22 protein-coding genes are annotated in these 25620 nt (G+C 63.2%); 9 read left to right on the top strand and 13 right to left on the bottom strand.

Annotated features, from left to right (window positions below; translation table 11 throughout):
* The first annotated feature begins 1229 nt into the window (after nt 1-1229).
* A complete protein-coding gene (locus tag H6718_33470; GenBank protein ID MCB9590369.1) occupies nt 1230-2471 on the top strand; it encodes a hypothetical protein in 1242 nt (413 codons plus the stop codon).
* A gap of 135 nt (nt 2472-2606) precedes the next feature.
* Here H6718_33470 and H6718_33465 read toward each other — a convergent pair whose 3' ends face one another.
* The 5 genes from H6718_33465 to rpsP form a co-directional block, all read right to left on the bottom strand.
* Nucleotides 2607-3167 (bottom strand): RNA methyltransferase, encoded by a 561-nt coding sequence (locus tag H6718_33465; GenBank protein ID MCB9590368.1) that lies wholly within the window; start codon nt 3165-3167, stop codon nt 2607-2609.
* Nucleotides 3164-3859 (bottom strand): tRNA (guanosine(37)-N1)-methyltransferase TrmD, encoded by a 696-nt coding sequence (trmD, locus tag H6718_33460; GenBank protein MCB9590367.1) that lies wholly within the window; start codon nt 3857-3859, stop codon nt 3164-3166. The genes H6718_33465 and trmD overlap by 4 nt, the downstream gene beginning before the upstream one ends.
* Before the next feature lie 12 nt (nt 3860-3871).
* Complete coding sequence (rimM, locus tag H6718_33455) at nt 3872-4411, bottom strand: 16S rRNA processing protein RimM (GenBank protein ID MCB9590366.1); 540 nt, start codon at nt 4409-4411, stop codon at nt 3872-3874.
* Between the two features lie 3 nt (nt 4412-4414).
* On the bottom strand, nt 4415-4651 hold the full coding sequence (locus H6718_33450) for a KH domain-containing protein (GenBank protein MCB9590365.1): 237 nt from the start codon (nt 4649-4651) through the stop codon (nt 4415-4417).
* 135 nt (nt 4652-4786) lie between these two features.
* Nucleotides 4787-5038, bottom strand: a complete 252-nt coding sequence (gene rpsP / locus H6718_33445) for a 30S ribosomal protein S16 (GenBank protein MCB9590364.1) — start codon at nt 5036-5038, stop codon at nt 4787-4789.
* Nucleotides 5039-5477: 439 nt separating this feature from the next.
* On the opposite strand from rpsP, the gene H6718_33440 reads away from it, so the two are divergent.
* Nucleotides 5478-5732 (top strand): NifU family protein, encoded by a 255-nt coding sequence (locus tag H6718_33440; GenBank protein ID MCB9590363.1) that lies wholly within the window; start codon nt 5478-5480, stop codon nt 5730-5732.
* Nucleotides 5733-5842: 110 nt separating this feature from the next.
* On the opposite strand, the gene H6718_33435 is transcribed toward H6718_33440, so the two are convergent.
* The gene (locus H6718_33435; protein ID MCB9590362.1) at nt 5843-6748 is read right to left on the bottom strand and encodes a hypothetical protein; all 906 of its coding nucleotides are present in this window, start codon (nt 6746-6748) and stop codon (nt 5843-5845) included.
* 417 nt (nt 6749-7165) lie between these two features.
* Here H6718_33435 and H6718_33430 point away from each other — a divergent pair, with 417 nt between their 5' ends.
* From H6718_33430 to metG, 4 genes are all read left to right on the top strand, one after another.
* Entirely contained in the window at nt 7166-7705 is a 540-nt protein-coding gene (locus H6718_33430) for a hypothetical protein (protein MCB9590361.1), read from the top strand.
* Nucleotides 7706-7724: 19 nt separating this feature from the next.
* Nucleotides 7725-8549, top strand: a complete 825-nt coding sequence (gene map, locus H6718_33425; protein MCB9590360.1) for a type I methionyl aminopeptidase — start codon at nt 7725-7727, stop codon at nt 8547-8549.
* 473 nt (nt 8550-9022) lie between these two features.
* On the top strand, nt 9023-11656 hold the full coding sequence (locus tag H6718_33420; GenBank protein ID MCB9590359.1) for a Fic family protein: 2634 nt from the start codon (nt 9023-9025) through the stop codon (nt 11654-11656).
* A gap of 118 nt (nt 11657-11774) precedes the next feature.
* Complete coding sequence (gene metG, locus H6718_33415; GenBank protein ID MCB9590358.1) at nt 11775-13829, top strand: methionine--tRNA ligase; 2055 nt, start codon at nt 11775-11777, stop codon at nt 13827-13829.
* 16 nt (nt 13830-13845) lie between these two features.
* Here metG and H6718_33410 read toward each other — a convergent pair whose 3' ends face one another.
* The 6 genes from H6718_33410 to H6718_33385 form a co-directional block, all read right to left on the bottom strand.
* Nucleotides 13846-15189, bottom strand: a complete 1344-nt coding sequence (locus tag H6718_33410; protein MCB9590357.1) for a TolC family protein — start codon at nt 15187-15189, stop codon at nt 13846-13848.
* A 235-nt stretch (nt 15190-15424) separates the two neighbouring features.
* Nucleotides 15425-16933, bottom strand: coding sequence for a sigma-54-dependent Fis family transcriptional regulator (locus tag H6718_33405; GenBank protein ID MCB9590356.1), 1509 nt, complete (start codon nt 16931-16933; stop codon nt 15425-15427).
* 5 nt (nt 16934-16938) lie between these two features.
* On the bottom strand, nt 16939-17976 hold the full coding sequence (locus H6718_33400) for a diguanylate cyclase (protein MCB9590355.1): 1038 nt from the start codon (nt 17974-17976) through the stop codon (nt 16939-16941).
* 144 nt (nt 17977-18120) lie between these two features.
* Nucleotides 18121-20076 (bottom strand): hypothetical protein, encoded by a 1956-nt coding sequence (locus tag H6718_33395; protein ID MCB9590354.1) that lies wholly within the window; start codon nt 20074-20076, stop codon nt 18121-18123.
* A 38-nt stretch (nt 20077-20114) separates the two neighbouring features.
* Nucleotides 20115-20792 (bottom strand): hypothetical protein, encoded by a 678-nt coding sequence (locus tag H6718_33390; GenBank protein ID MCB9590353.1) that lies wholly within the window; start codon nt 20790-20792, stop codon nt 20115-20117.
* Nucleotides 20793-20981: 189 nt separating this feature from the next.
* Nucleotides 20982-22238: a hypothetical protein gene (locus H6718_33385; protein MCB9590352.1), complete on the bottom strand. Its 1257-nt coding sequence runs from the start codon at nt 22236-22238 to the stop codon at nt 20982-20984.
* Between the two features lie 486 nt (nt 22239-22724).
* On the opposite strand from H6718_33385, the gene H6718_33380 reads away from it, so the two are divergent.
* From H6718_33380 to H6718_33370, 3 genes are all read left to right on the top strand, one after another.
* Nucleotides 22725-23090 carry a polymer-forming cytoskeletal protein gene (locus tag H6718_33380; GenBank protein ID MCB9590351.1) on the top strand — a complete coding sequence of 122 codons (366 nt, stop codon included), beginning with the start codon at nt 22725-22727 and terminating at the stop codon, nt 23088-23090.
* A 345-nt stretch (nt 23091-23435) separates the two neighbouring features.
* Complete coding sequence (locus tag H6718_33375; GenBank protein ID MCB9590350.1) at nt 23436-24053, top strand: SRPBCC family protein; 618 nt, start codon at nt 23436-23438, stop codon at nt 24051-24053.
* A 53-nt stretch (nt 24054-24106) separates the two neighbouring features.
* Nucleotides 24107-24679 (top strand): hypothetical protein, encoded by a 573-nt coding sequence (locus tag H6718_33370; GenBank protein MCB9590349.1) that lies wholly within the window; start codon nt 24107-24109, stop codon nt 24677-24679.
* Between the two features lies 1 nt (nt 24680).
* On the opposite strand, the gene H6718_33365 is transcribed toward H6718_33370, so the two are convergent.
* A complete protein-coding gene (locus H6718_33365; protein ID MCB9590348.1) occupies nt 24681-25448 on the bottom strand; it encodes a hypothetical protein in 768 nt (255 codons plus the stop codon).
* Nucleotides 25449-25620 lie beyond the last annotated feature (172 nt).

Raw genomic sequence — 25620 nt, 5'->3', positions numbered from 1 at the left:
GTGTTCGGTCGTTCATGACGCGTGGTTGCTGGCTTTTTTGGGGAGCGCTCTTCTGTTTTGAGCCGTGTTTTGCTGAGCCGTGTTTTGCTGAGGCGTCGTTTGCGCCGCTTCTTTGGTCGCTGGCGTCAACCAGGCAAGACGTGATCTGGCAGGTCGATATCGGCCTGAAACTCCACGGCTTTCGTCCTCGCCGGCGACTGCGCTGCTTGCAAGAGCCGCTGCAACCATCGCGAGCTTGCAGCCGTCGCGAGCTGTAGCTGCCGCAAGACTCAGCCACCGCGAGCTGCAGCCGTCGCGGGAAGCCGTTGTCAGGCGCGACCGCTGCAGGATGCGGTCATCGCCAGGCGCGGTCGTTCCCAACCGCAGTCGTTCCAAGGCGCGACTTTTGCCAAGTGCAGTTGCCCAGAAGTCGTGATTGCCAACGCCCGCCGTTTCCAAGAACCCGCTGTCGCAGAATCACGGGTTGCGACATTGAGGCGCCAGCGCTCGCCAGGCGCCGGATCGGCGTTCCATCGCCCCCCGCCGCAGACCACTGCGCGCCCACCCCGCCGCCGGAGTGTTCAGGACCGCACATCCACGCGGAAACGGCCCAACTGACCTCACGATGACCCAAGCGGGCCCGACGCATGCTTCTCGCTGGGTCGCTCCGGGCCTCACACGGCCGCTTCAGCTCCTGGATGACTCCGCCCTAGCGTCCGCGACGTCAGCTGCGACGTTCGCGCCTCGCGCCTCGTCTCGGGCCGCGCCCACACCCGAGTTTCGCTGGCGGGTACGGGGCGCCCCGCTCGAGCGTTTTCCACTGACGCGGGCTGCCGCCCGCGCTCGCCCGTGTCTTCTAGCTCCCTCGGCACCCGTGGGCCGTGTCTCCCGCGCCTCGCCCCGACTCTGACGCTCGCCTGCGCCCCGCGTGCGCTTGCGCGGGCGAGCATTCGCTGCTGCCACGGGCTGTTGGGCGCCTTTGAGCGACTACTTCGCTCAAGGCGGGGACGACTCAGCGGGGTTCAAGAGCGCCCGTTCGTCAGCCATGGCGCGCCCTCCCCCCCAATCAAAAGTAGCGAGGACGAGACGCCGAGATCGCCCACGCAGGCCCCAGCAAAGTAGCCCTAACGCGACGCACAAAGTCGTTCGCAACTAAACCAACCAAATGTTCATGCGAGCCGTGGGACGTTTGGGTTAAGTTCCAAATCCGGGTCTGCGTCCGACGCCGACCGCTTTTGCGCGCTTGCGCAATGAATCTCGAACACGAACTGAAGGTGGAACTCATGCGCTTTGGCTTTCTCTGGCTTGCTCCCGCGCTCTGTGTCGCGGTGGCTTGCGGAAGTGACGGAGGAGACTCCGGCGGCAACAACGGCGGCAACGGTGGCAACGGTGGGACCGCCGGTGGTGGCACAGGCGGCGCGGGTGCCGAGCCCTCCTATGCAACCAATGGCCCAGGTGCATGCACGGGAACGTGGCGCGCCGCGAACGACGACTTCTGCCACGCCGACTGCACGATCGATGACTGCAAGCGCGCGTCCCAACGACCAGTTGATTCGTGCTGTGTACTCGTCGGTGAGCCGGGCAAGGGCACCTCACCCAACATCACACGCACCACGGACACCATCGACTATTCGGATCCGACGGGCGCTCCTCCAAACCTCTCGTGCTTCGAAGGCGACGCACCAGGGACGAAGCCAAGCAAGCTGGTGACGATGAAGGGTATCGTCGAAGCGTTCAGCAACGGCTGTGATCTGAGCAACGTCAAGATCGAGGTCTACACCGTCGACAACGATCCAAACTCCGCGACCTACCGCGACAAGCTCGAGTTGATCGGAACCCCCGTGGTCACCGACGACTTTGACGTCGTTCAGGAAGCCGACGACGACTGCCCGGACGAGCTCGTAGACAACCGTACCTACACCTATGCGGATGTGCCGACCTACACCGAGCTGATGGTCATTACCAAGAGCTCGGATGAGAGCGGCGCGGGCGGAGCGCCGCTGTGGCGAACGCTCTACACCTACAACCTGTACATCACGGAAGAAGATCCGGACTTCGATGCAGGGAGTAACACCTACACCCGAGATCAGCGTGCCCTCGCGGACAGCGACTTCCAGCTAATCCCCACGGTAGCCCTCGGCTCACCCATTTCCTCAGGGAATGGGGCTATCGGTGGTGAGGTGCACGACTGCGACAACATCCGCATCCAGAACGCCCGCGTCGACATCAACACGGTGCGCGCCGCGGTGAGCTACTTCAACGACGACGAGTACAACCCGCTCCCCGAATCCGGCCGCAACGAAGTTGGCACGGGACGCACCGCGATCTACTCGGCGCTCAACGTGGAACCTGGCGTCGCCCGCGTCGCCGCAACGGGCCTGATGGACGTGGATGGAACGCAAACACTGGTCACCCTTGGCTACTACGACGTACGCATCTTCGCCGATGCGGTGACGAGCCTGACCTTCCGCGGCCGACGCCCTTTCCAGTGATGTCCCAGCACGGGGGTCTCTGACCAGGAGTCCCGCCTGCTACCGCCAAGCGCAGAGGCCTCGCGAGCCGGACGACCGGACCAAACTCGCGAGGCTTCGACGCGTCAGAGCCTGCTCCAGAGGCGCGAAGGATCGCTAGTTGCCGAGCAGCCGCCAAAACGTGATGGCAGCCGCAGCGCGCACGCTCAGGTGATTGAAGCCATCTTCCCGTGGTGAACCGATCGGCTCGAGCGCGCGCTTGGCTCGCTCTTCAACGCTGCTTGGCAGGCCCCACCCGGTACCGAACACAAGCAGAACTGGCGGGCCAGCGTCCGTAAGCAGTTGCCGCGCGGAATCGTAGCTTGTGTTCTCTGGCCGCACCTTCGCGCTGGTGGTCCAAAGCTCGGCATCAGGCCCAAGGGACTCGAGAGCCTGGTCCAAGGACTCGACGATGCGCAGATCGCGCATCGGTGGCTGGCGGTCCGGGATGCGCTTTCCGCCAGGGCCATGCAACCAGTGGTCGCGTACGCGCGCCGCTAGCTCGCGCTGCGCTGCCACCGGGTGCACCAGGAAGTAGTCGCTCAGACCGAACGTGTGGGCGCTCCGCGAGATGTCGTGGATATCGAGATTGGTGATCGCCGTGGTGACGATGCCACCCTGCCGGTCGAGCACTGGGTAGTGCACCAGCGCTGCAGCGACCCTGCGCTGGTTCTTCACTCTTGCTCCTCGTTCAGCAGATCTGGTCGGCGCACCCGGGTTCGCTCGGCCGCCTGGGAGTGGCGCCACTCAGCGATCTTCCCGTGATCACCGCCCTTCAGGATCTCGGGGACTCTTACGCCTCGAAACTCTTCGGGCCGCGTGTATTGTGGGTACTCGAGACCACCCGCGTTCTCTTCCGCGAAGGATTCCTCGCGGATAGAATCAGCGTTGCCAAGCACACCCGGGATCAGGCGCACGCTCGCCTCAATCACGGCCATTGCCGGCACCTCCCCCCCAGTAAGCACGAAGTCCCCGAGGGAAACCTCTTCGTCCACGTGATCGCGAACACGCTCGTCGAAGCCTTCGTAGCGGCCACAAATCAAAACCAACCGGCTGAGCGAGGAGAAGCGCCAAGCGGTAGCCTGGCGGAAAGGACTCCCCTGGGGAGTCATCAACACGCGATGAGCGCGCCCGCCCAAGCGCGCCTCCAGCGCCTCGATTGCGCTAATCACGCAGTCAACCCGAAGCACCATGCCCGAACCGCCCCCGTAGGGTGTGTCGTCGACGCTGCGGTGCTTGCCAAGGCCGTGCTCACGTAACCACTCAAACTGGAGGTCCAGTGCTCCCTGGTTCTGAGCACGCCCGACGAAGCTCGTCTCCGCGAAGGTAGCGAAGAGCTCCGGAAACAACGTGACGACGCCGAGCTGCACGATACCCCGTCGCTAGATCAGGCCGTCAAGGCTCGACAGCACCAATCGTTTCCCCGCGGTATCGACTTCAGCCAACCAAGGCTCTGCAAGCACCTGCTCACGCAGCTTGCCGTTTTGCATGCGAATAACCACGGCGTCGACGCTGGGATGCGTCCGCAACTCGATGACCTCACCGACTTGCTCCCCAGCGCACTCCACCCGGGCTCCCAAAAGGTCAACCAGGTAGTACTCGCCCGGCTCGAGCTCGGGGAGCAGCTCCCGAGGCACGCACACCTCGGCGCCCTTCAACAGCACGGCGGCATTGCGGTCGTCGCAGCCGAGGTCCATCAGCAAGGCCTTGTTCGAGCGCCGCACGCCGCGAACGGCGACCTCCTGGATGCCCGCTTTGCTGCGTAACCAAAGCACGTCAGCGGTCTCGAGGGTGTCTCCCTCGACCCAATAGGGAGTGACCCTCACTTCCCCACGGATACCGTGGGGGCGAGCGATTCTACCGAGACCGATCATCTCGGGCTCCGGCGCGCCGCCCCGGTCGTCGCTATGGGATTTGGACACGCGTCAGTCGACGATGTCTAGGTGCGCGCGACGGCCCAACTTCGTGGACGCCGCGGTGAGGATGGTCCGCATCGACTGAGCCGTGCGGCCGTCCTTTCCGATGACTTTGCCGATGTCGCCCTTGGCGACCTTCAGCTCAATCAGCGAGTTATGATCGCCCTCAATCTCCGACACCTCGACGCTGTCGGGGTCGTCGACCAGGGCCTGGGCGATAGTCGCGATCAATTCCTTGAGTGGCATGGGGGAACTCCGCTGTCGCTGGCTCCCTCCCCTGAAAGGGTTGGGAGCCCGAGGTATCAAGCAGTAAGCCAGCCAGGAACCACTACGCGCTCACTCACGAACAAGCGCGAGCCGGGCGGTGCCTGAGCCTGGAAATCAGGCCTGAGCCGCCGTCCCGACCTTCTTAAGCAGCCGCTCTACGGTATCCGAAGCCTTAGCTCCCTGGCCCTTCCAGTAGTCGATGCGACCCTGGTCCAGCTTGAGCTGCTCCGGCTTGGCGGTGGGGTTGTAGGTCCCGACGGTCTCGATAAACCGGCCATCACGCGGGTTGCGGTGGTCGGTGACTACTACGCGGTAGAAGGGGGACTTCTTGGCGCCGTGACGAGCAAGGCGGATATGAACGGCCATTTCTTTCCTCTGACTGCGGACGGTTTCCGCGGATCGCTGAAGCGGGCGATGCCCGTAGTGACTATGGTTCGCGCCCGTTTTCGGCGCACACGTACAACCTGAACCGGTCCCCTCTTCCCCGTTCGCCCGCCCACAGTCCCGCGAAAAGCGAGCGTGAGAGGTACTGCGGCCCGAAGAAAGGGCCCCACGACCGAGGCCACGGAGGCCGCATCGAAACACTAGCACCCGGCGAGCGGTGCGCCAGCTGACGCGGTGCCCTGGCTTGGGGGGCGGGACCGTAAAGAACGTCGTCCCCCCGGTCAAGCCGGAAAGCAGCATTGCCTCTTCCTCCTGCGCTGCGCTTGGGCTCCTCCCCCTGCTGTGCTTTCGCCGTCCGCCCGTCAGGAAGCGGCGGAACCTGGGTTTGAGCAAACCCAGCGTGCTAGTCTGCGCCCCTCCCATGAGCGAGCCGGTACTCAAGGTCATCCAGGACGTGCTGCTACCACTGGTCACTGCGGACGGCGGCGAGCTGTACCTCGTGCGGGCGGCGGATGACGAGGTTCAGCTCCACTTGGCGGGGCGGTTCGCTGGCTGCCCGGGCAACACCTTGGCCACTCGGCGCGTGATCGAACCGTTGATCCACAAGGCAGCGCCCAATGCTCGAGTGAGCGTCACGTCAGGGGCGATCATCCCGAAGAACGCCCAGCGTCTCTAGAGCGAGTCGCAAATGACAAGCGCCCTCCAAACCGAAGGTTTGGAGGGCGTTTTGGTTTCGCACGTGTGCAGACAACGCAGCCTTCGTTCGAAAGCTGCGTTGCCGCCCGCCTACTTGCCCTTCTTCTTGGGGGCCTTGTCCGCGGGATTCGTCGCAGGTGGTTCGTCAGACGCGCCGCTTGAACGGGTCACCATCTTGATGTCCTTGGACAGCTTCGTCGGGTCTTCCTTCTTGTGTTTGCGATACGAAGCGATGTTGGACTGCACGTCCTTCGACACGTAGACCAGGCCAACTTGCTTCTGGAACTCGCGGTTGACGAGTCGGATGATGATCTCGTCGTTCATCCACACCGCTTCGTCGAAGCGACGTCCCTCGTCCGCGTTGGGCTCCAACATGATTGGGCCGACACCCATGGTCTTGGTCAGTCGCTCTACAGCGGTCTTGAAGTCCTGACCGAGCTGGCTGCCCTTGCGCAGGGGCCGCTCGTCGTAGATCTTCCAGAGTCGATTGCTGAAGAAGAAGAAGTGACGCGTCGTCCCGCTCCGCAGGGTGATGCGGGACATCGATTCCTTGTTTTGGTAGGTGTACTCGCCAGCCAGCGGCGTCTCGTCGATGCCCGTCGCCGTCTTTCCGAAATCGATGACGCTCCGACGTAGCCGGCCCTTCTTGTTCTCGAGTTCCGCGTCGAGAGCCGCCATGCGCGGCCCTGGGCTCACTCGCTTGTACAGCGGCACGAACTCTTGCTCGAAGACCTTGTCGTAGAGCTTCGCGATCTGCTCATTGCTCATCCCAAAGCGAAGACCCTTGGGAGAAAGCCGGATCTTCTTGCGGAGCTCGCCAGGCTTCGCCGGCGGCTCCTTCTTCTTGGCGTCCTTCGCCGCGGCCTTGGCTTTGGCCTTGGGTGCGCCGAGCACTGAGGGAGATTTGGCTACGGCATCCTGCGCAAGGCAGGTGCCAAGCACAGCGACCGACAGCAGAGTGGCGAGCTGAGTCGCGCGGCTTGCCTTGATGATCATCGTTGGTACTCCTCCAAGAACGTGGTCGATCTACCACCGCAGAGAGCCCGGAAACAAGCGGGGCGCTCCCCAAAAGACCAGCGCGGAAAGCACGGGATCTGCCCCGCGCGTAGCGCGCTATGCAACGGCGGACTTCAGTGGAAGGCTGCCTGTCTCAGTCCCCAAGGGACCAGGACGACCGCCAAGGCGTAAAATCGGGCAGCCCTAGCGGATCACACGCAGTGGGATCGTGTTTTAGACGCAGCAGACGAGGAATCGATGGAGCCAGTGCGCTGTTCCCCGACTAACAGACGCTTCATCCAAGTCCCCTCGAGGCCGCCGCGCAGCAGTAGCTTGCCACATCACCCGGGAGCAGACCAACGGACGCCGACCTGGTGCTCAGACGGCGAGCGTACTAAGTAGCCCTCCCCCGCTGTGATGACACATCGACTCTTGCTGGCCGCCTCCCTAGCCCTGGTAGCTTGCGGCCCCGCCCTCAGTGAGCAGCCTAGCGGGCTGCCACCCTACACCGCGACATCCGCCGGCCTATTCGACGACACGCTGGCGAGCGAGATCTTCGATATGCCGTCGGCGGAGCAAACGCCCGCCCAGCAGCAACGAAGACTACGGGGTCGCGTAACCGAAGCCGATCTCGTCGTGCAAGTGCGGGTCAGCACGGTGACTCGAGATGGGACGGGCGAAAACGTGCGCTACAATCTCAGCCTCACACCGGTCGCCGCCCCCTTGAAGGGCCAGGTATCCGGCGCAATCGAGGTCGAAGTGGGCCCAACGAGCCCCTCCTTCGCCCTGGTCAGATCCGAGGATACGCGGCTCGTGGGCCGTCAGCTCCTGCTCCTATTGAAGCGCTTCGATGAATCGGGCGCCGTAACCAACCACTTTCGCGGGGAGGCGGCGACTCCAGAGAATGCCGACCAAATCCGCAAGATGATGGCGCTGGACGAGCTAAACGCGTCGTAGCAAACGAGAGAAGCCCGAGATGCGTTTCAAGAACAACTCAATCGAGATCAAATCCGCCCGGGAAATCGACGCGATGCGCGAGGTGTGTCGGCTGGCCGCGGACACGCTGATGCGCGTCGGACCGATGATCAAACCCGGGATCACGACGGAAGAGATCAACACCTTCGTGCATGAAGACACGCTGGCGAAGGGCGCGATCCCCGCGCCGCTGAACTATCACGGCTTCCCCAAGTCGGTCTGTACCTCGCTCAACGAGGTCGTGTGTCACGGCATCCCAACCCCCAAGCAGCGCCTGCGTGAGGGCGACATCATCAACGTCGATGTAACCCACATTTACGAAGGATTCCATGGGGATACGTCAGCGACCTTCTATGTGGGAGAGGTCAGCGATCGGGCGAAGTTGGTGACCGAGGTCTCAAGGCGCTCGCTGGAGCTCGCGATTGCCGAAGTGAAACCTGGGGCGCGGCTTGGAGACCTCGGTGCGGCGATTCAGGAGTTCGCCGAACCCCTTGGCTGCTCCGTCGTCGAGGCGTTTGTTGGCCACGGCATCGGCCGCAAGTTCCACGATGAACCCAAGGTGTCCCACGTGGGCACCCGCGGGCGCGGCGCTCGCCTCCGACCGGGAATGACGTTCACCATCGAGCCCATGATCAACCTCGGCAGCAAAGAGGTGGACATCCTGGACGACGACTGGACCGCGGTGACGATCGACGGTGAACTGTCCGCTCAGTTCGAACACACGGTGCTCGTGACCGAGACGGGCGTCGAGGTGCTGACCGCTCGTTGGGAGCCGCTCTCCAATAGCGAGGTGTTTCCCGACTTCTGGGACAAGCGCGGCTCTTGACGAAGCGGCCGACGAACCACTAGTTTGCGGCCTGGCAAAAACCGTTCAGTTTCAGTGCAATCCGAGGGACTTCGGGCTGCCGCGCGTCGCATGGGCGTTCGCACACGGACTCGACTTGGGGAAGCGACACACGGAACCAAAGGCAGGGTCGCGGGGGCTCCGCGGAACCAGAATTCGCGCTCTTCGCAGCGCGAACACGCAACAATTCCCTCGCCTAACTGGGGTACGGCATGGTCTATTCGCGGCGCATTGGGGGGCGATTCGCTACGAGTTCACCCACCGGCCAACAAGTGGCCGGCCGCGGCACCGCCAGCCCCAGAGCAAAAACGAAAAATTTCGCGCTCTTGAGAGCGCAACGGAAGCACCTCTTTCGAGCCTAGCAGGGCACGAACCGACCCCGTAAGTCTCGCGCTAAATGGCGCACTAACCGAGTTGAGCGCAGATCGCGCGCAAAGACCACGATTCGTTCACAGATGGCCGCACGAACCAGCAAGAAGGGCGCTTCGAGGCCCAAGGTCACCGGGCAGGCGAAGGCCAACTCCAAGGCCGGCAAGGCCGTAAAGAGCACGGCCGCGAAGCCCAAAGCCAAAGCCAAGACCGCAAAGCCGGTTAGCAAGGCGGCGGCCAAGGCGAAGACGTCCGCAACACCCAAGGCTAAGCCTAAAACCGCAAAGAAGGCGGCGGCTAAGACCAAGCCGAAGCCTGCGGCTAAAAAGGTTGCGACGGCGAGCAAACCCTCCGCTGCCAAGCCCAGCAAGCCTGCGGCCAAGCCCAGCAAGCCTGCGGCCAAGCCCAGCAAGCCTGCGGCAAAGCCCAGCAAGCCTGCGGCAAAGCCCAGCAAGCCTGCGGCAAAGCCCAGCAAGCCTGCGGCGAAGCCGAAAGCGGTGGCGAACGCCAAGGCTAGCGCGGCAAAGGCAGCAAAGGGCAAGGCCAGCGCTTCGAAGGCCCGAGCCGCAGACGCCAAGCGCAGCGCCGATGCCAAGCGCAAAGCCGACGCCCAGGCGAAGGCGAAGGCGAAAGCCGAAAAGGCCAAGCTAGCCAAGGAGCAGGCGCGCGCCGCGGCGAAAGCCAAGGCGCAGGAGGCCAAGGCCGCGAAGGCGCTGGCAGCCAAAGAGAAGGCAGCCAAGGCAAAAGCCGATGCGCTGGTGAAGGCTCAAGCCAAAGCCGCCGCGGACAAGGTCCGCGAGCAGGAACGCAAGGCCAAGGCGAAAGAACGGGATCGCCTCCTCAAGGAGAAGGCGAAGGTCAAGCAAGCCCTGCTCGCTGAGCGAGAGAAGCTGAAGAAGCTCCAGGCGCGGGAGAAAGAACGCCTCGCCAAGCAGAAAGAGGCTGAGCGTCTTGCCAAGCAGAAAGACGCGGAGCTCGCCAAGGCGCAACGGGAGCAAGCGAAGCTCCTGGCCGCCAAGGAGAAAGAGAAGCTCCGCGCCCTGCAGGCGAAGGAAAAAGAAAAGCAGCTTCTCCTGAAGGAGAAGGAAAAAGAAAAGCAGCGGCTTCTCAAGGACAAGGAACGCCAGGACGCTGCCAAGCGCAAAGCCACCGAGCTTGCGCTGAAGCAGAAGGAAAAAGAGCGCCTCGCCAAAGAGAAGGAAAAGGAAAAGGAGCGCCTCCAGAAGCTCAAGGAGAAGGAGCGCCTCGCCAAAGAGAAGGAAAAGGAGAAGGAGCGCCTTCAGAAGCTCAAGGAGAAGGAGCGCCTCGCCAAAGAGAAGGCGAAGGAGAAGGAGCGCCTCGCCAAGGAGCGCGACCAAAAGAAGCTCGAGCAGCAAAAGCTGCGAGATCAGCAGAAGGCCGCCAAGGAGGCTGAGCGCGAGCGACTCAAGGCTGAGCGCGAGCGGCAAAAGGAAGAGGAGCGTCAGCGGCGCGAAGAAGAGCGCGCCCAGCTCAAGGCCGAGCGTGAGCGTCAGCGTGAAGAAGAGCGGAAGCGGCGCGAAGAAGAGCGCCAGCGCATCAAAGAAGAGAAAGAGCGCATCAAGGAAGAGCTGCGCCGCCAGAAGGAAGAAGAGCGCCGCCAGAAAGAGGCGGAGCGCGAAGCCTACCGTAAGGCCAAAGAGGCCGAGCAAGCACGCATCCGCGCGGAAAAGGAAGCGCAGCGCCGCGCCTTGGAGGTCAAGATCGCGCGCCAGACCGGCAGAAGCCGTGGCGGTTCACGCCCCGCGCTCGCGGCCCGCGCATACCGCGCTGACGCGATTCCGAATCAGTCGGGGACGTCGCGTAACCCCGACGGCTCGCTGGCCAACGCCTCCAAGTTTGCGAACCTACGCCAGCCCGACCAGCTTCCGCGCACCGACGGCGAAGAGATTCAGCCCTACCGCCCCCCAACCGTAGCGCCGCCTCCCCCGCCGCCGCCGGAGCGGCTCGACGAACGACACTCGTCGATCGAGGAGCGTCTTGCGGACACCTCGGAGGAGTTCCGGAGGGACTACAAAGAGAAGTTCGAGATGTCGTGGATTCACCACGACAGCGCTTTGGAAGGCGTGGTCTACACCTTCCAAGAGCTTCAAACTGCGATCGATCCGAGCATCACCATCGTTCCGGACTCCAGCCTCCAGCCCGTGTGCGAAGAGATCCGACGCCACAAGCAGGCCATCGACTTGGTCTACGAGATGGCTGAGAAGAAGCGGGCGCCGGTCACTCTCGATCACGTCAAACGCATCTACCTGACGTTGCACCCAGAAGAGGGCGACCTCAAGACTGTGAAATACCGCAAGGATATTCCACAGCACCGTCTGTACTTCCATGAGTACGCACCGCCGGACAAGATCGCCTACAAGGTTCGGCAGATCATCGACTGGCTAAACGGCCCCGAGCCGAAGAAGTTGCGTAACCCTGTGCGGGTGGCAGCACGCGCCCACTACGAACTCTTGCGAGTGTTCCCCTTCCCCAACGACAGCGGGAAGGTCGCGCGCCTACTCATGAACTTGATCCTGCTGAAGTCCGGCTACCCCCCCGCCATAGTTCACGCGGCGGAGAGGCAGCGCTACTACGAGGCTCTCAAGGGCAACCTCAGCATCATCGTGCGCATGGTGAACGACTCGATCACCAACGGCTTCCAGTCGATCGAGAAGAAGCTGGACGAGTACGAGACCCGCAAGCGCTCGTTCAACGCTTGAGCCGGTACGTCAGCGCCCAACGCCAGCCTGACGGGGAGTTCGAAGTGAGTTCCCCGTCAGCGCGCGAAAACCGCGCTCGGCTCTGGTAGTCGTCGCCTGGCATGGCAGGATGCCGGCCATGTCGACTGAGACGAAGCCGCGGCGCATCCTGGTGACCAGCGCCCTCCCCTACGCGAACGGCCACATCCACCTGGGGCATATGGTGGAGTACATCCAGACTGATATCTGGGTGCGTTTCATGCGCATGCAGGGTCACCAGGTCCGGTACTTCTGCGCCGACGACACCCACGGAACCAGCATCATGATCCGTGCGGAACAAGAGGGGCGGTCTCCTGAGGCGCTGATAGCCGACATGAATCAGGCGCATCAGCGCGATTTCCAGGATTTTCAGGTGGGGCACGATTACTACGGCTCCACGAACTCCGAGGCCAACCGACGACGTTGTGCTGATATCTGGGGCAAGCTTCGCGACGCCAAGCTGGTGACGGAGAAGGATGTCACCCAGCTCTTCGACCCTGAGAAGCAGCTGTTCCTCGCGGATCGCTTCGTGAAGGGCAAGTGCCCGAACTGCAAATCTGCCGATCAGTACGGCGATAGCTGCGAGAAGTGCGGTGCGACCTATTCAGCTTCTGAGCTAATCGATCCCTTCAGCACGCTGAGTGGGGCGACACCAGACATGCGCACGGCGAAGCATTTGTTCATCCAAATCGAGAGCCTCCACGGTTTCCTCGAGGAATGGACTCAAGCCGAGGGCCACCTTCAGCCCAGCATCGCCACGTACCTCAAGGGTCAGTTCCTCTCCAAGGAGCTGCGGGACTGGGACATCTCTCGCCCCGCGCCATACTTCGGCTTTGAGATCCCCGACAGCCCAGGCAACTACTGGTACGTCTGGTTCGATGCCCCTATCGGCTACATGGCGGCCACCGAAGAGTGGTGCCAGCGCGAAGGTGAGAACTTCGACGATTGGTGGCGCAGTCCAGACACGGACATCTATCATTTCATCGGCAAGGATATCACGTATTTCCACGCGCTATTTTGGCCAGGCATGCTCAAGGCGTCTGGATATTCCCTGCCACGACGCGTGCAGGTGCACGGTTTCCTGCAGGTCAACGGCGAGAAGATGAGCAAAGCGCGAGGCACGTTCATCCAAGCGCGCACCTACCTTGACCACCTCGACCCGGCCTACCTGCGGTACTTCTACGCGACCCGCCTTTCGGACAAGGTTGACGACTTGGATCTCGATTTGAACGAGTTCGTGACCAAGGTGAACAGCGACCTCGTGAACAAGGTCGTCAACCTCGCGGCGCGTTCCGCGGGCTTCGTCAAAGAGGGCCTCAGCGCGAGCTACCCCGACGACGGAGGGATGTTTCAAGCGGGCATCCAGCTCGGAAAGCAAATCGCAGAAGCCTACGAGCGCTGCGACTATGCAAGCGCTACGCGCTTGATCATGAGCCACGCCGACAAGGCCAACGCCTACTTCGACGAGCAAGCTCCCTGGAACTTGAAGAAGCAGGGCAAGCTGAGCGAGGCACAAGCGGTCGGCACGGTGGGCCTGAACATCTACAAGCAGCTCGTCACCTACCTCGCTCCGATCTTACCGAAGCTTGCCAGCGACTCCGCAGACTACTTCGGGGAGACTCTCAGCCAGTGGAGCCACGCGGAAACGCCTATAGTAGGAAAGCAGCTCCCCAAGTTTGCGCACTTGATGCAACGGGTAGATCCCGACGCAGTCAAGCGCGTGCTCGAAGCCACCTCGAGCGCAGCGGCCGAGGCTCAGGCCACACGCAATGCGGCTAGTGCTCCCGCAGACGACGGCCAACCGCTAGTCGACGAACCTCTGAGCGCCGAGTGCACGATCGACGACTTCATGAAGGTCGACTTGCGCGTCGCTCGCGTAGTCACCGCGGAGCAGGTGAAGGAAGCGAAGAAGCTCTTGAAGCTCACGCTTAGCTTGGGGGGAGAGGAGCGACGCACGGTCTTCGCGGGTATCAAAGAAGCCTACGAACCCGAGGCGCTGGTTGGCCGGCTGGTGGTGCTGGTCGCCAATCTGAAGCCGCGCCAGATGAAGTTTGGGCTGAGCGAGGGCATGGTTGCAGCCGCTGGGCCAGGCAAAACCGAGGTCTTCTTGCTGTCACCGGATAGCGGGGCGAAGCCCGGTCAGCGCGTGCACTAGCGACCGAAGTAGAGCGTCAGGGCCCGCTAGCGGGCCCTTCGCTCGGCATGGCAGCTTCCCACCCGGTGGCGGTCGCTAGCTGAACGATAGCCATGTTGTAGGCGTAGATGGCGCTCATCTTGGCGAAGCGCTTGAGCGCGTACTCCTTCGCCGGGTCGACGATGTCTTCCTCGTCCATCGTGCCGAGATCGATGCCTTGCTGCACCTGGATCAGCCACTGCTTCGCGTATAGCGAGGCCTTGGAGTACGCCTCGAGGCGCTTGGATGCGGCGCGCGCACCGTTGTAGGCCGTCTCGACCTCGTGCGCGACGCCACCGATGGCGTACTGCTCGGTCGCGCGCATCTCCTCCAGATCTGCTTCGGTTTGCGCGACCCGCGCGTGATTGGGGAGTAGGTCGAGGTTCCAGCGCAGCACGAGCGCTGCACCGTACGCGAGAGAGTTCGCCTGATCGTAGACGAAGGGGTTCTGTTGATCGGTGACTTCCGGCGCGCGCGTGTATTTCGCCGACAGGCCAAGGCCGAGATCCGGGAAGTACTTCGCGCGCTGTAGCCTCACCTGCGCCTGACGCGCGCGCACCCCAGCACGCGCCATGTTTATTTCCGGTCGGAATAGCCGCGCGGCGGAAAGGTAGCGCGGCAGCGGCGCCAGACGATGGTCCACCGGCTTGAGCGGCGTATCGGCTACGTCGAGGGATTTCACTCCGCTGAGGAATCGCAGCGCGCTCAGCGCTTGCGCCGACTTCTCTTCCGCCTCGCTCTCGCGTCCCTCTAGATCCGCACGGTTCATCTTCAGCTTGAGTAGCTCGATGGTGTCGCCCTCGCCGTCGTCGACCTTCTTCTGCAGGGGTCCGATGTACTTGTCGATGCGCGACGCCGCGTCTCGCACCAAGGCCAAGCTGTCGCGCGCCAGCTTGAGACCGAAGTAGGCCTCGTAAACGAGCTTGCGTACTGCCTGACGCTCTTTCTGCACCTCGTGTTTACCAACGTCGATCTGGGCGTCTGCCGCGTCCCACAAGTTGCTGATCTTGCCGAAGGTCCAGAGCGGGATGACGCCTTCGATTCCAATCTGCCAGGCGAGCCCCATGTCCTCGGAGAGCGAGGTGTCGGTGTTCGGGCTATAGATAGGCGTTCCGGACACGGTTGGGGCCAACGCCACGCCGCCTTTGACTGTCCACTGGCTGAAGGGCGCTGTGTGCGCCTCACTGAGCTGCGCCTGGTACTTCTTGAGCTTCGCTTTGGCTGAGATCACCTTCGGGTAGTTGATCTCAGCCAGCTCCAGGCAACGCTTGAGGCTGTAGGTCCGCTTGGGTGACGCCGCCTTCGCCCCGGCCGGCTGAAACCGGCGTGCTGCGTTGGGCACACGGGTCGGCTCTGCAAGCGCCCGCGGCGCCAGCAGAGCGGCACACAAGGTCACGAAAAGCGCGGTGGCGCCGCGCAACGCTGGAGAGCTTAGGGCCGGGATCGTGGGAGTTCTAACCAAAGCAAAACCTGAAAGGCGCGAGACGGGGAACCTACGCCGAAGCCAAAGCGTAAGCCACCCCTACGTCACTCGTCTCTAAGCGCCCAAGCCCCGGGCGGCCAGTAGCTGAGCAGCGCTATTTGAGGCTGCCAACCGCGCGCTTCGCAGCACGACGGAAGTTCGATCGATCGAGGCCGGCCTGGCGTGCCGCCTCGGAAACGTTGCCCCCAGTACGCTGAAGCAGGTGGCTGAAGTAGGCGCGTTCGAACTGCTCGAGCGCCTGGCTCTTGGCGTCGCGGTACGTCAGCTCGAAGAAGCTGGGCGAAGCTTCGAGGCCGCTCGGCGCGGCGCCGGGCGCTTGCGGGGCTGGTACGCCACGGCTCGACTCCTGTAGAGCAAACGGAAGGCACACTGGGGTGATGGTGTCGTCCTTGCAGAACACGACCGCGTGCTCGATCGCGTTCTCGAGTTCACGCACGTTCCCAGGCCAGGGCTGGGCGCACAGCGCTTCAATTGCGTCTGGAGAAATGCGTCGTACATCGCGTCCAATGCGTGTCGCTGCCTTCTTCAGAAAGTGGTAGGCCAGAAGCGGGATGTCTTCGACACGCTCCCGCAACGCGGGTAGCTGGATCACGATGACGTTCAGTCGGTAGTATAAATCCTCACGGAACCGACCCTTGGAGATAAGCGAGCGCAGATCCACGTTGGTCGCGGCAACAACCCGTACGTCGACGGATCGCGTCGCGTCGGAACCGACCGGCTTGATCTCTCCCTCCTGAAGCGTGCGCAAGAGCTTCACCTGAGCCAAGAGCGGCAAGTCACCAATCTCGTCGAGAAAGATCGTCCCACGATCAGCGGCCTCGAATAGGCCCTGACGCGTGGTCGTAGCACCGGTGAAGGCTCCCTTCACGTGCCCGAAGAGTTCGCTTTCGATTAGGTTCTCTGGGATTGCCGAACAGTTGAGCGCAACAAAGGGCCGGTTGGCCCGCGCGGAGTGCTGGTGCACCGCGCGGGCGGTGAGTTCCTTGCCTGTACCGCTTTCCCCGAGGATCAGCACTGTTGAGGAGGTGCTCGCGACTCCCATCGCGAGCTGATAGACGCTGCGCATACCCGCGGAGTTGCCGATCAGGCCGCCGAACTTGTCGCGCTCTTCCAGGGCCTTTTCCAGGGTTGCTGCCCGCGCCAAGAGCCTGCGCCGCTCCGCTGCCTTGCCGATTTGCAGCGCGATTTCGTCGTTGGATCGAAATGGCTTCGTGAGGAAGTTGTAGGCGCCCGCTTGCACCGCTTTGACCGCCGTTTCGACGTCGCCGTAGGCGGTCATGATGATCACTTCGATTTCGATGCCATGGCGCTGCAAGTGCTCCAGCAGCTCGAAGCCACCGAGCTTCGGCATCATGAGGTCGACCAACGCGACATCGATCGATTGGGTCTGCAGAACGGCTAGCGCGGCTTGGCCGTCTTCCGCAGTGTGCACCTGCATCCCTCTGGCAGAGAGCATGCGAGCCAGCGTGCGTCGGAGGCTGGGTTCATCGTCAGCAACCAGCACACTCGTAGGGCGAGCCGTTGAACCGGTTGTGGGCTCTCGTGGTTCCGCGCGGCTAAGGCTCGCGCCAGTTGCACGGGGCGCCTGTTCGTCCAGCCCCATGCTCATCAAGCCTCTCCGTCATGCTTCTCCGCGCTGGCCCGCTCAGTGGTGCGCTCGCTGCGTGCCGGCGCTTCCGACGCGCCAGTGGCCGGAGTGTAGAGGTAGCCCTCTTGCTGGAAGACGCAGATGCGGTTTCCGCCGTCGCGCTTGGCCTGGGCAAGCGCGGTATCTGCCGCTCTTAGCAGCGCATCCTTCGTACGCACATCGCGTGACGGATAGAGCGCGACCCCAACGGAAATCGTCGCGCGATGTGCGGAGTCTTCGAAGCGCGCCGCGCCCACCTCTCGCCAGATCCGCTCAGCGACAGTCACCGCTCCCGCGAAGTGGGTGCTCGGGAGCACGATCAGGAACTCCTCCCCCCCAAACCTGGAGACGACGTCCACTTCCCGTACGGAGTTCGTGATGGCTTTGGCAACACCCTTGATGATGGTGTCGCCGAGGGTCCTGCCGCCAACGGCGTTCAGGCTCTGCAGGCGATCGATATCCATCACGATGCACGACAGCGGATCGTGATAGCGCTCGGCACGCTTGAACTCCTCGCTCAAGCGCTCGTGAAGGTAGCGGTAGTTGTAGAGGCCAGTGAGTTCATCGTGAATGGATAGCTCCGCCAAGCGCGCGCGCGCCTTCGCGACGTGATCGTGGAGCTTCTTGATCCGCAGCATGGCCTCGACGCGCGCAATCAGCTCTTGGTCGTCGAAGGGTTTGCAGACGTAGTCGTCCGCACCAATCTTCAGACCCTCTACACGACTGGCGGTGTCCGTCTTCACCGTGACCAGTACGACAGGCAGGAATGTGTCGCTGGTCATGCCCTTGAGCAGACGGCATGCCTCTAGGCCCGAGAGGCGCGGCATCATGATGTCGAGCAACACGAGATCCACGCCGCCACGCGCAACGCGTTCGACCGCTTCTTGGCCATCGACGACCGTCTCGACCTTGAACCCGTGGGAGCTCAAGATGCTGGCGAGGAGATCACGCGTGATGCGATCGTCGTCGGCAACGACGATGCGCGATCCGACCAGCGCTTCGCCAGTCGTAGGGTCCACGCTACTCGAGTTCGACGCGCCCCCAGTTGTCGGATCCCTCGACACCAGGCAAAGCGTACCTGAACCCGCAACGCCTGCCCACAGGCGTTCGCCCGCTCGCGAGGCTCCGTGCACTCGACCGCGCTCGTGGGGTGAGGTGTTGATTCAGGGAAGCACAGGCCGTTGCGGCGCTGCATCGAAGAGTTCCACTCCTACCGAGACGTCAAACGCCCTGAATGGCTCATCGATCGCCGCGTGCCGCCCCAGGCGATGGGAGAGCAGCGTGTGCACCGCGAGACACCCGCAAGGGTGACGGTATGCGCCACCCCAGCTGCCAAAGAGCCAGGTGGGCATGGAACTACCGAGCGTATCCAGCTCGAACACGGATGAAACACGGGTCGCGAACCTGCGCCCCAAGGGTACCCACAGCTCGCTGCCGAGGCTGGCGCCAAGCCCGGCGTACGGGCTAGCCCAAGGCACCGAGCTGGCTTGCACGATGGACGCGGCACCGAACGCGTCGATTCCCGGTCGTAGCAGACGCCACGAGCGGCCAAGCGACTGGTCAAAGGCAATGTTGAGGTGCAAGGCCGACGTGCGTCCCAGGCGAACGCGCTCCATATGGCTGAGGACGGACTCGCCTTCGCCCAGATCGGCGATGCCGGCGACCGTTGCGTGAAGTCCAAGCCAGCGCCCGCCAGCCAACATATCCGCCCGGAAATAATCCAGATCGGCAGCAGCAGGAAACTCGCCGTTCAGTTTGCCAAGCGCGAGATCCAACCCAGCCTCCACCTGCCCGCGCGCTGGTCCACCGAAGCGCTGTTCCAGCGCAGCTTCGGCCTGCACCCACCGCACGTCCCCAACCCTCGCGGAGGCGGCCAGTTGCGGCTCCACCCAGTGACGCCACGCGCCGAACTGCCGGGTGAGCGGCATGCCAACGCTGGAACTCAGCTGCGCCGAAGGGTCACTGCGTGGGACGTCAGGCCTTCCCACCTCCGAGGTCGCCGGAAGCAGGACGTCGCCCGAGCTCGCCTCTCCCTCTCGGAGCATCCACCGAAGCTCCGCGCCCGCACTCACGCTGAGCACTCCAAGGGAGGAACCGACGTCCAGTGCCAAGGCCTGATGGAGCAACCCCAGGCTGGATTGCCCGTCGCGATTGAGACCCAACACATCCGCGTCCCATTCGAGTCGCCAGGAGTCACTCTGCAGCAGCCGCAGGGCGAAGCCCGAGGCCGCGCCCCAGCCCCAATCCTCCGTCAGAGTGGCTCCCCGTTGACTATCCCCACGGATAAGTCCGTAGCTCAGGATGCTCGCATCAGCGCTCATCACCGCGACGCGAGCGCGATCCCGCGGCGCGATCACTCGAGCGAACTCCAGTGGTGCCAGCAGCGCACGCTGGCCCCGTGCGGCGTCCACCCGCAGCGCTACAACAACATCTCGGGTCACGTGAGACGAGTAGGAGTCGATGTCGAGCATCCCGCCGTCTAGCGATTCCCAGGCGACGTGCGAGCGCCCGCCTGGTTCGGAGACGTCGACCTCTACCCTGCCCCCGTCAATCACGCGTCCAAAGTCTGAATACGCGCCGCCTCCAAGTCTCAGTTTTGCTCCACGGGATTTCCCTGCGGTACGTAACAGCGGCAACTCCACACCCGCACCAAGGTACGCGCCGTCCCTCCCGGAATAGCTAGCCCTGGGAGGCAACAACCCGGCGCTATTCGGTCCACGCAACATGAGACGGGGCAAGTAGAGCAGCGTGGTGTCTCCGCTCATCAAGCGCGGAGCGCGCAAGTCGACGTCGCCATCTCGGCTGATTTCTGCAGCATCAAAACCGAGCTCGAGAGGCGGCTCCTCGCAGCTGCAACCACTGAGCTTTCCGGGCCCCTCGACGCGCGCACCGTCAGGCGTCTCTTCCAGGCGCAGTCGGGGTGCGCGCAAGCGCAGCGGGCCGCGACGCACGACGACGTCCCCCTCGAGCTCCGCACAGCGCGCCTCGATATCAACCTCAGCTTTCCGCGCGGTAAACTCTACAGGCTGCGCCAAGCCCGTTCTGGGTAGCAGATAGAGGGCGACGCCGAGGAGCAGCGCGGCGCGTTGCTGGGCGCCACGGGACGCGCTGCGCTGCACTCAGCGCCCCTCGACGGCAGCGTAAGAGCGCTCGCGAGCTACTGACGCGTCGCCGGCAAGACCGCCAGCGGCACCCGCTGCTCGGCCTTCACGAACTCTTGACGAGGTGCGGGGATGCTCACACGAAGGATCGAACTGCCGCGAGGCCCGACCTCTAGGCGCGACTTCACGTCGGCTGCCTCCCGCAGAGTCAGTACCAACAGAGTCTCGCCCTTCTTTCCGCGCTTCAGCCGCGCGCTCGAAAGCGGCGTGTTGAAGTGCGTGGTGATCAACGGGTAGGTGTTCGTCGTCCAGCGCACATAGGTCTCGCTGAGCACCAAGGTGACGCTGCGCTCCGCCTTGCGGACGTCGACGCTCACCTTCTTGCTCAGCCACACGCTGACTTCGCTGCTGCCGTCTTGCAGCATGCGGAAACCCGGAAACGTCGCGATGGCCCATTTGGGATCGATCTTCACCGGACGATAGCGGCGGCGAGGTTTGTCCGTCCAGCTGTAGCCACCCGTCCTGCTCGCCTTGGTCTCTTTGCCCTCTGCAGCGTCCCCTTTGTCGCTCGACTTGTCGCCGCCGGTATCCGCTTTCGGAGGGGGTGCGTCGCGCTTGATCTCGACCTTGTATCCGCCATCGTCGGTCTTCGTGACCTTCTCCTCAGCAGAGCCAGTCGTCGCGAGTCCCATCCCTAGCAGTGCAACGGCCCACGGCAGCATGCGGCGTGACATGGCTCTCAGGATCGCACGAAGCATCGCTCAAGGCCAGACGGGTCGCGCGGCCGCACGTTTCGTGCGCTTAGTGAAACGCTTCAATCAGCGCGTTGACGAATTGGCGCGCTGGCGAACTGGCGACTGGCAAGAATGCAGAAAGCCTCGCTCTCTACAGAGCGAGGCTTGCGTTTCCTCAAGCTACCGAGGTCAGCGGCTTGCGGTTTGAACCGGCTTCTTCTGAGCGGTCTGGCTGCTTTTGCTGCGGCCCGACAGGTTGTCGTAGATGGCGTCGATGTGCCCAACCAGGCTCAGGTAAACGCGGGCGTCGGGGCTGTACAGGATGTTGCGGCGAGCGCCGTCCTCACCGAGCTGCAGCGTGCCGTTGGCGTAGCCCACGGCGAAGCTGAACTCAGGCAGCACCTGCATCCCCAGCTCGGACGCGAAGATGGTCACGACGCTGAAGTTGGTCGGGTTCTTCTCCGCAGAGGTGACGTCAGTACAGCCAGTCACGGTCTGCACGCAGTCGACCTCGGCCGCGTCGTACTTCCACGTGGGGCGCCAGCTGAAGCTGTTGGTCCAGCTGATGGTCTTGGTCACGCCGATGGTGCCCGCCAGGGTGAGCGACGCCTGGTGCTTCGCGAGGTAACCCGTCGAGAGCTGATCGGAGACCTCCGTCTGACCACCAGGGGTGATGCGGCTTCGCTCGAAGTCGCCGTTCACCGAGGTGGTCGCCTGGGTGAAGGTGTGGTTGTAGCCGGCGATCCCGGTGAGCGTGAAGGTCTGCAGAGCGTCCGCGCCGCTGCCCAAGAGTGGCACCGTCTGGCCGAGGGATAGCGAGCCGCCGAGCCCCAAGATGCGGCCGGTGTTGGCGCTGATCTTGGAGGTGGGGAAGGTCAAAACGGGCAGGCTGAGGCCGAAGGTCGTAGCCATATCGCCGTCGCTGGCGAGCACGCGGTTGTAGGCTGTGAAGAGCTTGGCGTCGGATAGCGACCACTCACCACGCTTGGTGGTGATGTCGCTGTTCGTGAACTCACGGAAGGCCCCGATTTCACCAGCGACGGAGAAGCTCCATTTCTCCTCGGAAATGATCTTGTACGCCGGCTTGAGCGTGAACGTCATGTCATAGGTCGGGTCTTCCGACTGACGATCCTGGCCGATGCCAACGGTGTCTGTGGTGGCGCTCTGATCCCAGATCAGCTGTAGGCTCCACGGGAGTGGCTTGGGCTTGCCTGGCTCGTTCGGCTCGTCACCGGGGCCGGTATCCGAGATCGCGTCACCGGTGCCACCCAGCCCAAGCTGGAAACCACCCGAGGCCTGACCAGCAGGGGGCGCGGCAGGAGTCGCCGCAGGTCCCTCGGGAGCGGGCGCAGCGGGAGCGGGCGCGGGCTCGGCGGGCTGCGCAAAGGCAGAGGCGGTGATCAAGCTCGCGAAAGCGAAAGTGGCTCCTAAGATTCGGCGCTTCATATTCTGGCGGCTCCGTAGTGTTTCGTCCGCGCGCCCGCCGGGGCGCGCGTTGTGGCCGGGAGAGTGGCCGTTCATTCCAGTGAGAGTGAAGTGGCGTTCTGCCCATTCCTCTGGCGTTTGCCAACCCGAAAACAGTGCCGGACTGTCACACGCTGTAGGCTTGTGTCAATCAGACTCGTACCCGGACTCGATGGACTTTAGCGGGCGGGTAGAAGCAGGATCTGTTCCGCTTTGTCTCACATCGTCAACCTGTTGTTTTTCTGACGTTTTTTCGGGCGGGGGTGAGGGGTGTTAGTCCATACACGGCTTCGGGCCCTCCGAGCTCCGTCGCGAACCTAACGCACACCCGTACAGTGGTTCTCGAGCTATCCGCCCAACTCGCAATCGCCGGAGCCACGCTGGTGCCTGGCGGCCGTCCTCTCCTTCGATCCGGCTCCCGCGAGCTGGTTTGCAACCCCGCCTGGCTGTGATAGCTCCTCGGCTCCGATGACCGATCAAACGGCGCTTCCTGCCAGCGAGATCACAGCGCTGCTGGGGCGCGGCACCCGCTTCGAAGGCAAGCTTCATTTCACGGGTCGGGTCCGCATCGACGGCACGTTCCGCGGGGAGATCCGCAGTGATGACGTGTTGATCGTTGGCGAGGGCGCGGATGTGGAAGGGGAAATCCGCGTGGCGACGGTGATCATCCGTGGAGGCCGAGTGGACGCCCGAGTGCTTGCGGAGCGCGCGATCGAGCTCTACGTGCCTGCCCAAGTGACCGGAAGCCTGCAGGCGCCCGAGATCTTCATGGACAAGGGTGTGCAGTTCAGTGGCTCGTGCACCATGGCTCCCGTGGAGCCCGAACCGGGCTGAGGTCGCTTGGGGTCGGACTGCCGGCCCGGGAGCCGGGGAAGGTTCCCGCTAACACTTCGTAAGCCGGGAGCATGTGTCGCTGTTGCGCCACTCACCGTGAACGGAACTTCGCCGCCACAGTCGCGTGCACTTTCCGTGGGAGAACCCCAGACGACGCGGGATAGCAGTAGCGGAGCGTAGCCAACGGGCCTAACCCCCGAAAAAAACCGTAAGAAACCTGAGTATCGCCCGTCCAACCCCTGAGCTTGGGAGCCAAGACCGCCAGTCTCGGCACGCAGCGTGCAAACCACTCGGCAGCTCACCCAGCGAGCCTTCCGTGTCCCGCCTCCCCAGGAGAACCATCGAATGCAGCTTTCTCGTCGCAGCCTCTTGTTGAGCACCGGTGCCATCGGCGTCTCCTTCAGTCTCCCCGCGTGGGCCGAGAGTGAGGGCGAACGCCTCAAGAAGAAGAAGGACTCGGAGCGCTACGAGAAGAAGACTGACAGGAGTGATGTCAAAGCGGGCTGCGCGCGGATCGCGATCAAAGCGAAGCCAGAGACGGTTGAAGACGTCGTGACCGACTTCAAGAACTACGCGCGCTTCATCTCGAAGTTCAAGAAGGCTCGCGTCGTTGGCAAGGAAGGGGACGACACCTTGGTCTACCTCTCGGTGCCCATCCTGCATGGCGCGGGGAAGATCTGGGCGGTCGTCCGCTTCAAGCCCGTGAAGAAGGACGGCGACGTCCGCATCCTGAGCGGCAGCATGGTCAAGGGCAACGTCAAGCGCTTGGATGCAGACTGGCGTATCGAGCCCATCGACGACGAGTACACGCAGCTGAACTGTGAGCTGCTGATCGTTCCGAAGCTCCCGGTTCCTGGTTCGGTCGTCACAGGCGAGGTTGCCTATGCGGCCGACGAAGCCGTAAGCGGCTCTGCCAAGCGCGCGGAGAAGCTTCGCCGCCGCAAGAAGCGCAAGAAGCACTGACTTGACGCGGCCGCATGGGGCCGTCTACTCGGCGTTGAGTGGACAGTCGCCCCATGCATCGCTTTTCGTATCTAGCCTTTGCGTCGCTGCTCGCGGCGTGTGGCGGATGCAGCAAGACACCAAGCACCGAGACGCAAACCCAAGACGGCGCCGCACAACCCAGTGCAGCGCCGTCTGCCGTTTCGAGCGCACCTTCTGCCAGCGCTAGCGCCTCCGCGGAGCCAGCGCCGTTGCCGCCCGGATGCTACGACGAGATACAGGATGAGACGGGCAAAGCAGCCCTGAGCAAGCTCGAAACTGCGTGTGCGACGGGCATGGACGCACTCCTTCCCCAAGTGCTCGAAGTGGAGCTTGAGCCAGGCGGGCGCCGCGAGATCCCCGTCACAGTGATCGACACCGGCAAGTGCTTGCGGGCCGCTGCTGCTGCCGAGGGCGACGCCGAACTCCGGCTCGAGCTGAAGAGCCGGGATGATTCGAGCGTCGCCCAGGCGAAACTTGGGAGGGGGTACGTGGTGCTCAACGGCGACGGCCCAATCTGCGTCGCCAGCCCCGGACAGTACCGAGTCATTATCCACATGGATAAAGGCAAGACCAAGGTCTACGCGCAGGTTTGGCAGGGGAAGTAACTCAGTCGCCTTTGTACTTGGCTAGCAACTTCTGGTAGCGATTGTCGCGTCGCAGCTTGACGAACTCGCTCTGAGTACGTGAGCGGCTTACCCAAGACGCAAGAGAGTAGTGGCTCCGTAAGAAGTCAGGCTTCTTCAGCGCCTTGGCGTTTACGAGTGTCTTCTCGAAGTACGCGACGCACTCGTCGACATTATCCTCGCGGCAATAGGCGCGCGCGATGTTGTAGAACAGGCCAGATGAGTTCTTGAACTCCTTCTCGGCGGCCTTGAGATGGGCCAACGCCTGCTTCCCGTCCTTCTTCCGCAGGTACGCATAGCCAAAGCCCATTCGCAGGTAATAGCGCTCGTAGTCTGGTAGGCCGCATCCGTCCTCATGCAGCTTGAGTGCCTGCTTGTAGAAAACGAGGCTTTCGTCCGCCGCTTCGCTGAGCGGGGTCTTGCTGTCGAACAACGCGGCGTCGCCTTGCCAGACGCGCACACTCGCGCTGTGCTCGTACTTCTTCGCCAGCGCCTCCAACAACCCCTTGGCCTTGGGGTAGTCCTTGTCCCGGAACGCGTTCTGCGCGGGTTTGAACTCGGAGTTCGGGGGGTCTTCGCTCTTGCCGTCGGCGCACGGTTTCGGAGGCGCTGCGCTTGCAGCGACCTCTGGCGGTGGGGGCGGCGGATCCTTTCCGCAGGCGACGCTGACCACTCCAAGCATCAAGCAGACGAGAGGAAGGGCGCGGGCCTGGCTCAGCTTCGAAACGTGCCCGGCAATGTACCCAACCATCGTCCTTGGAGATAACAGACACGGCTTCGATATCCCAAGTCCGTCCGCTGGCGAAGGTACGAAACATTCTAGAAACCTTCCGCAGTTAGCCTGCAGCCGGGCAGTCATCAGCTGCCCTAGTACCCAAGGCCACCACCGCCACCAGAACCACCGGACCGGCGGGGCGCGGCCC

The organism is Polyangiaceae bacterium, assembly GCA_020633205.1.
Classification (GTDB): domain Bacteria; phylum Myxococcota_A; class Polyangia; order Polyangiales; family Polyangiaceae; genus JAHBVY01.
Note: the sequence above shows the minus strand (reverse complement) of the source record. Positions and strands in the feature narration are given on the sequence as shown.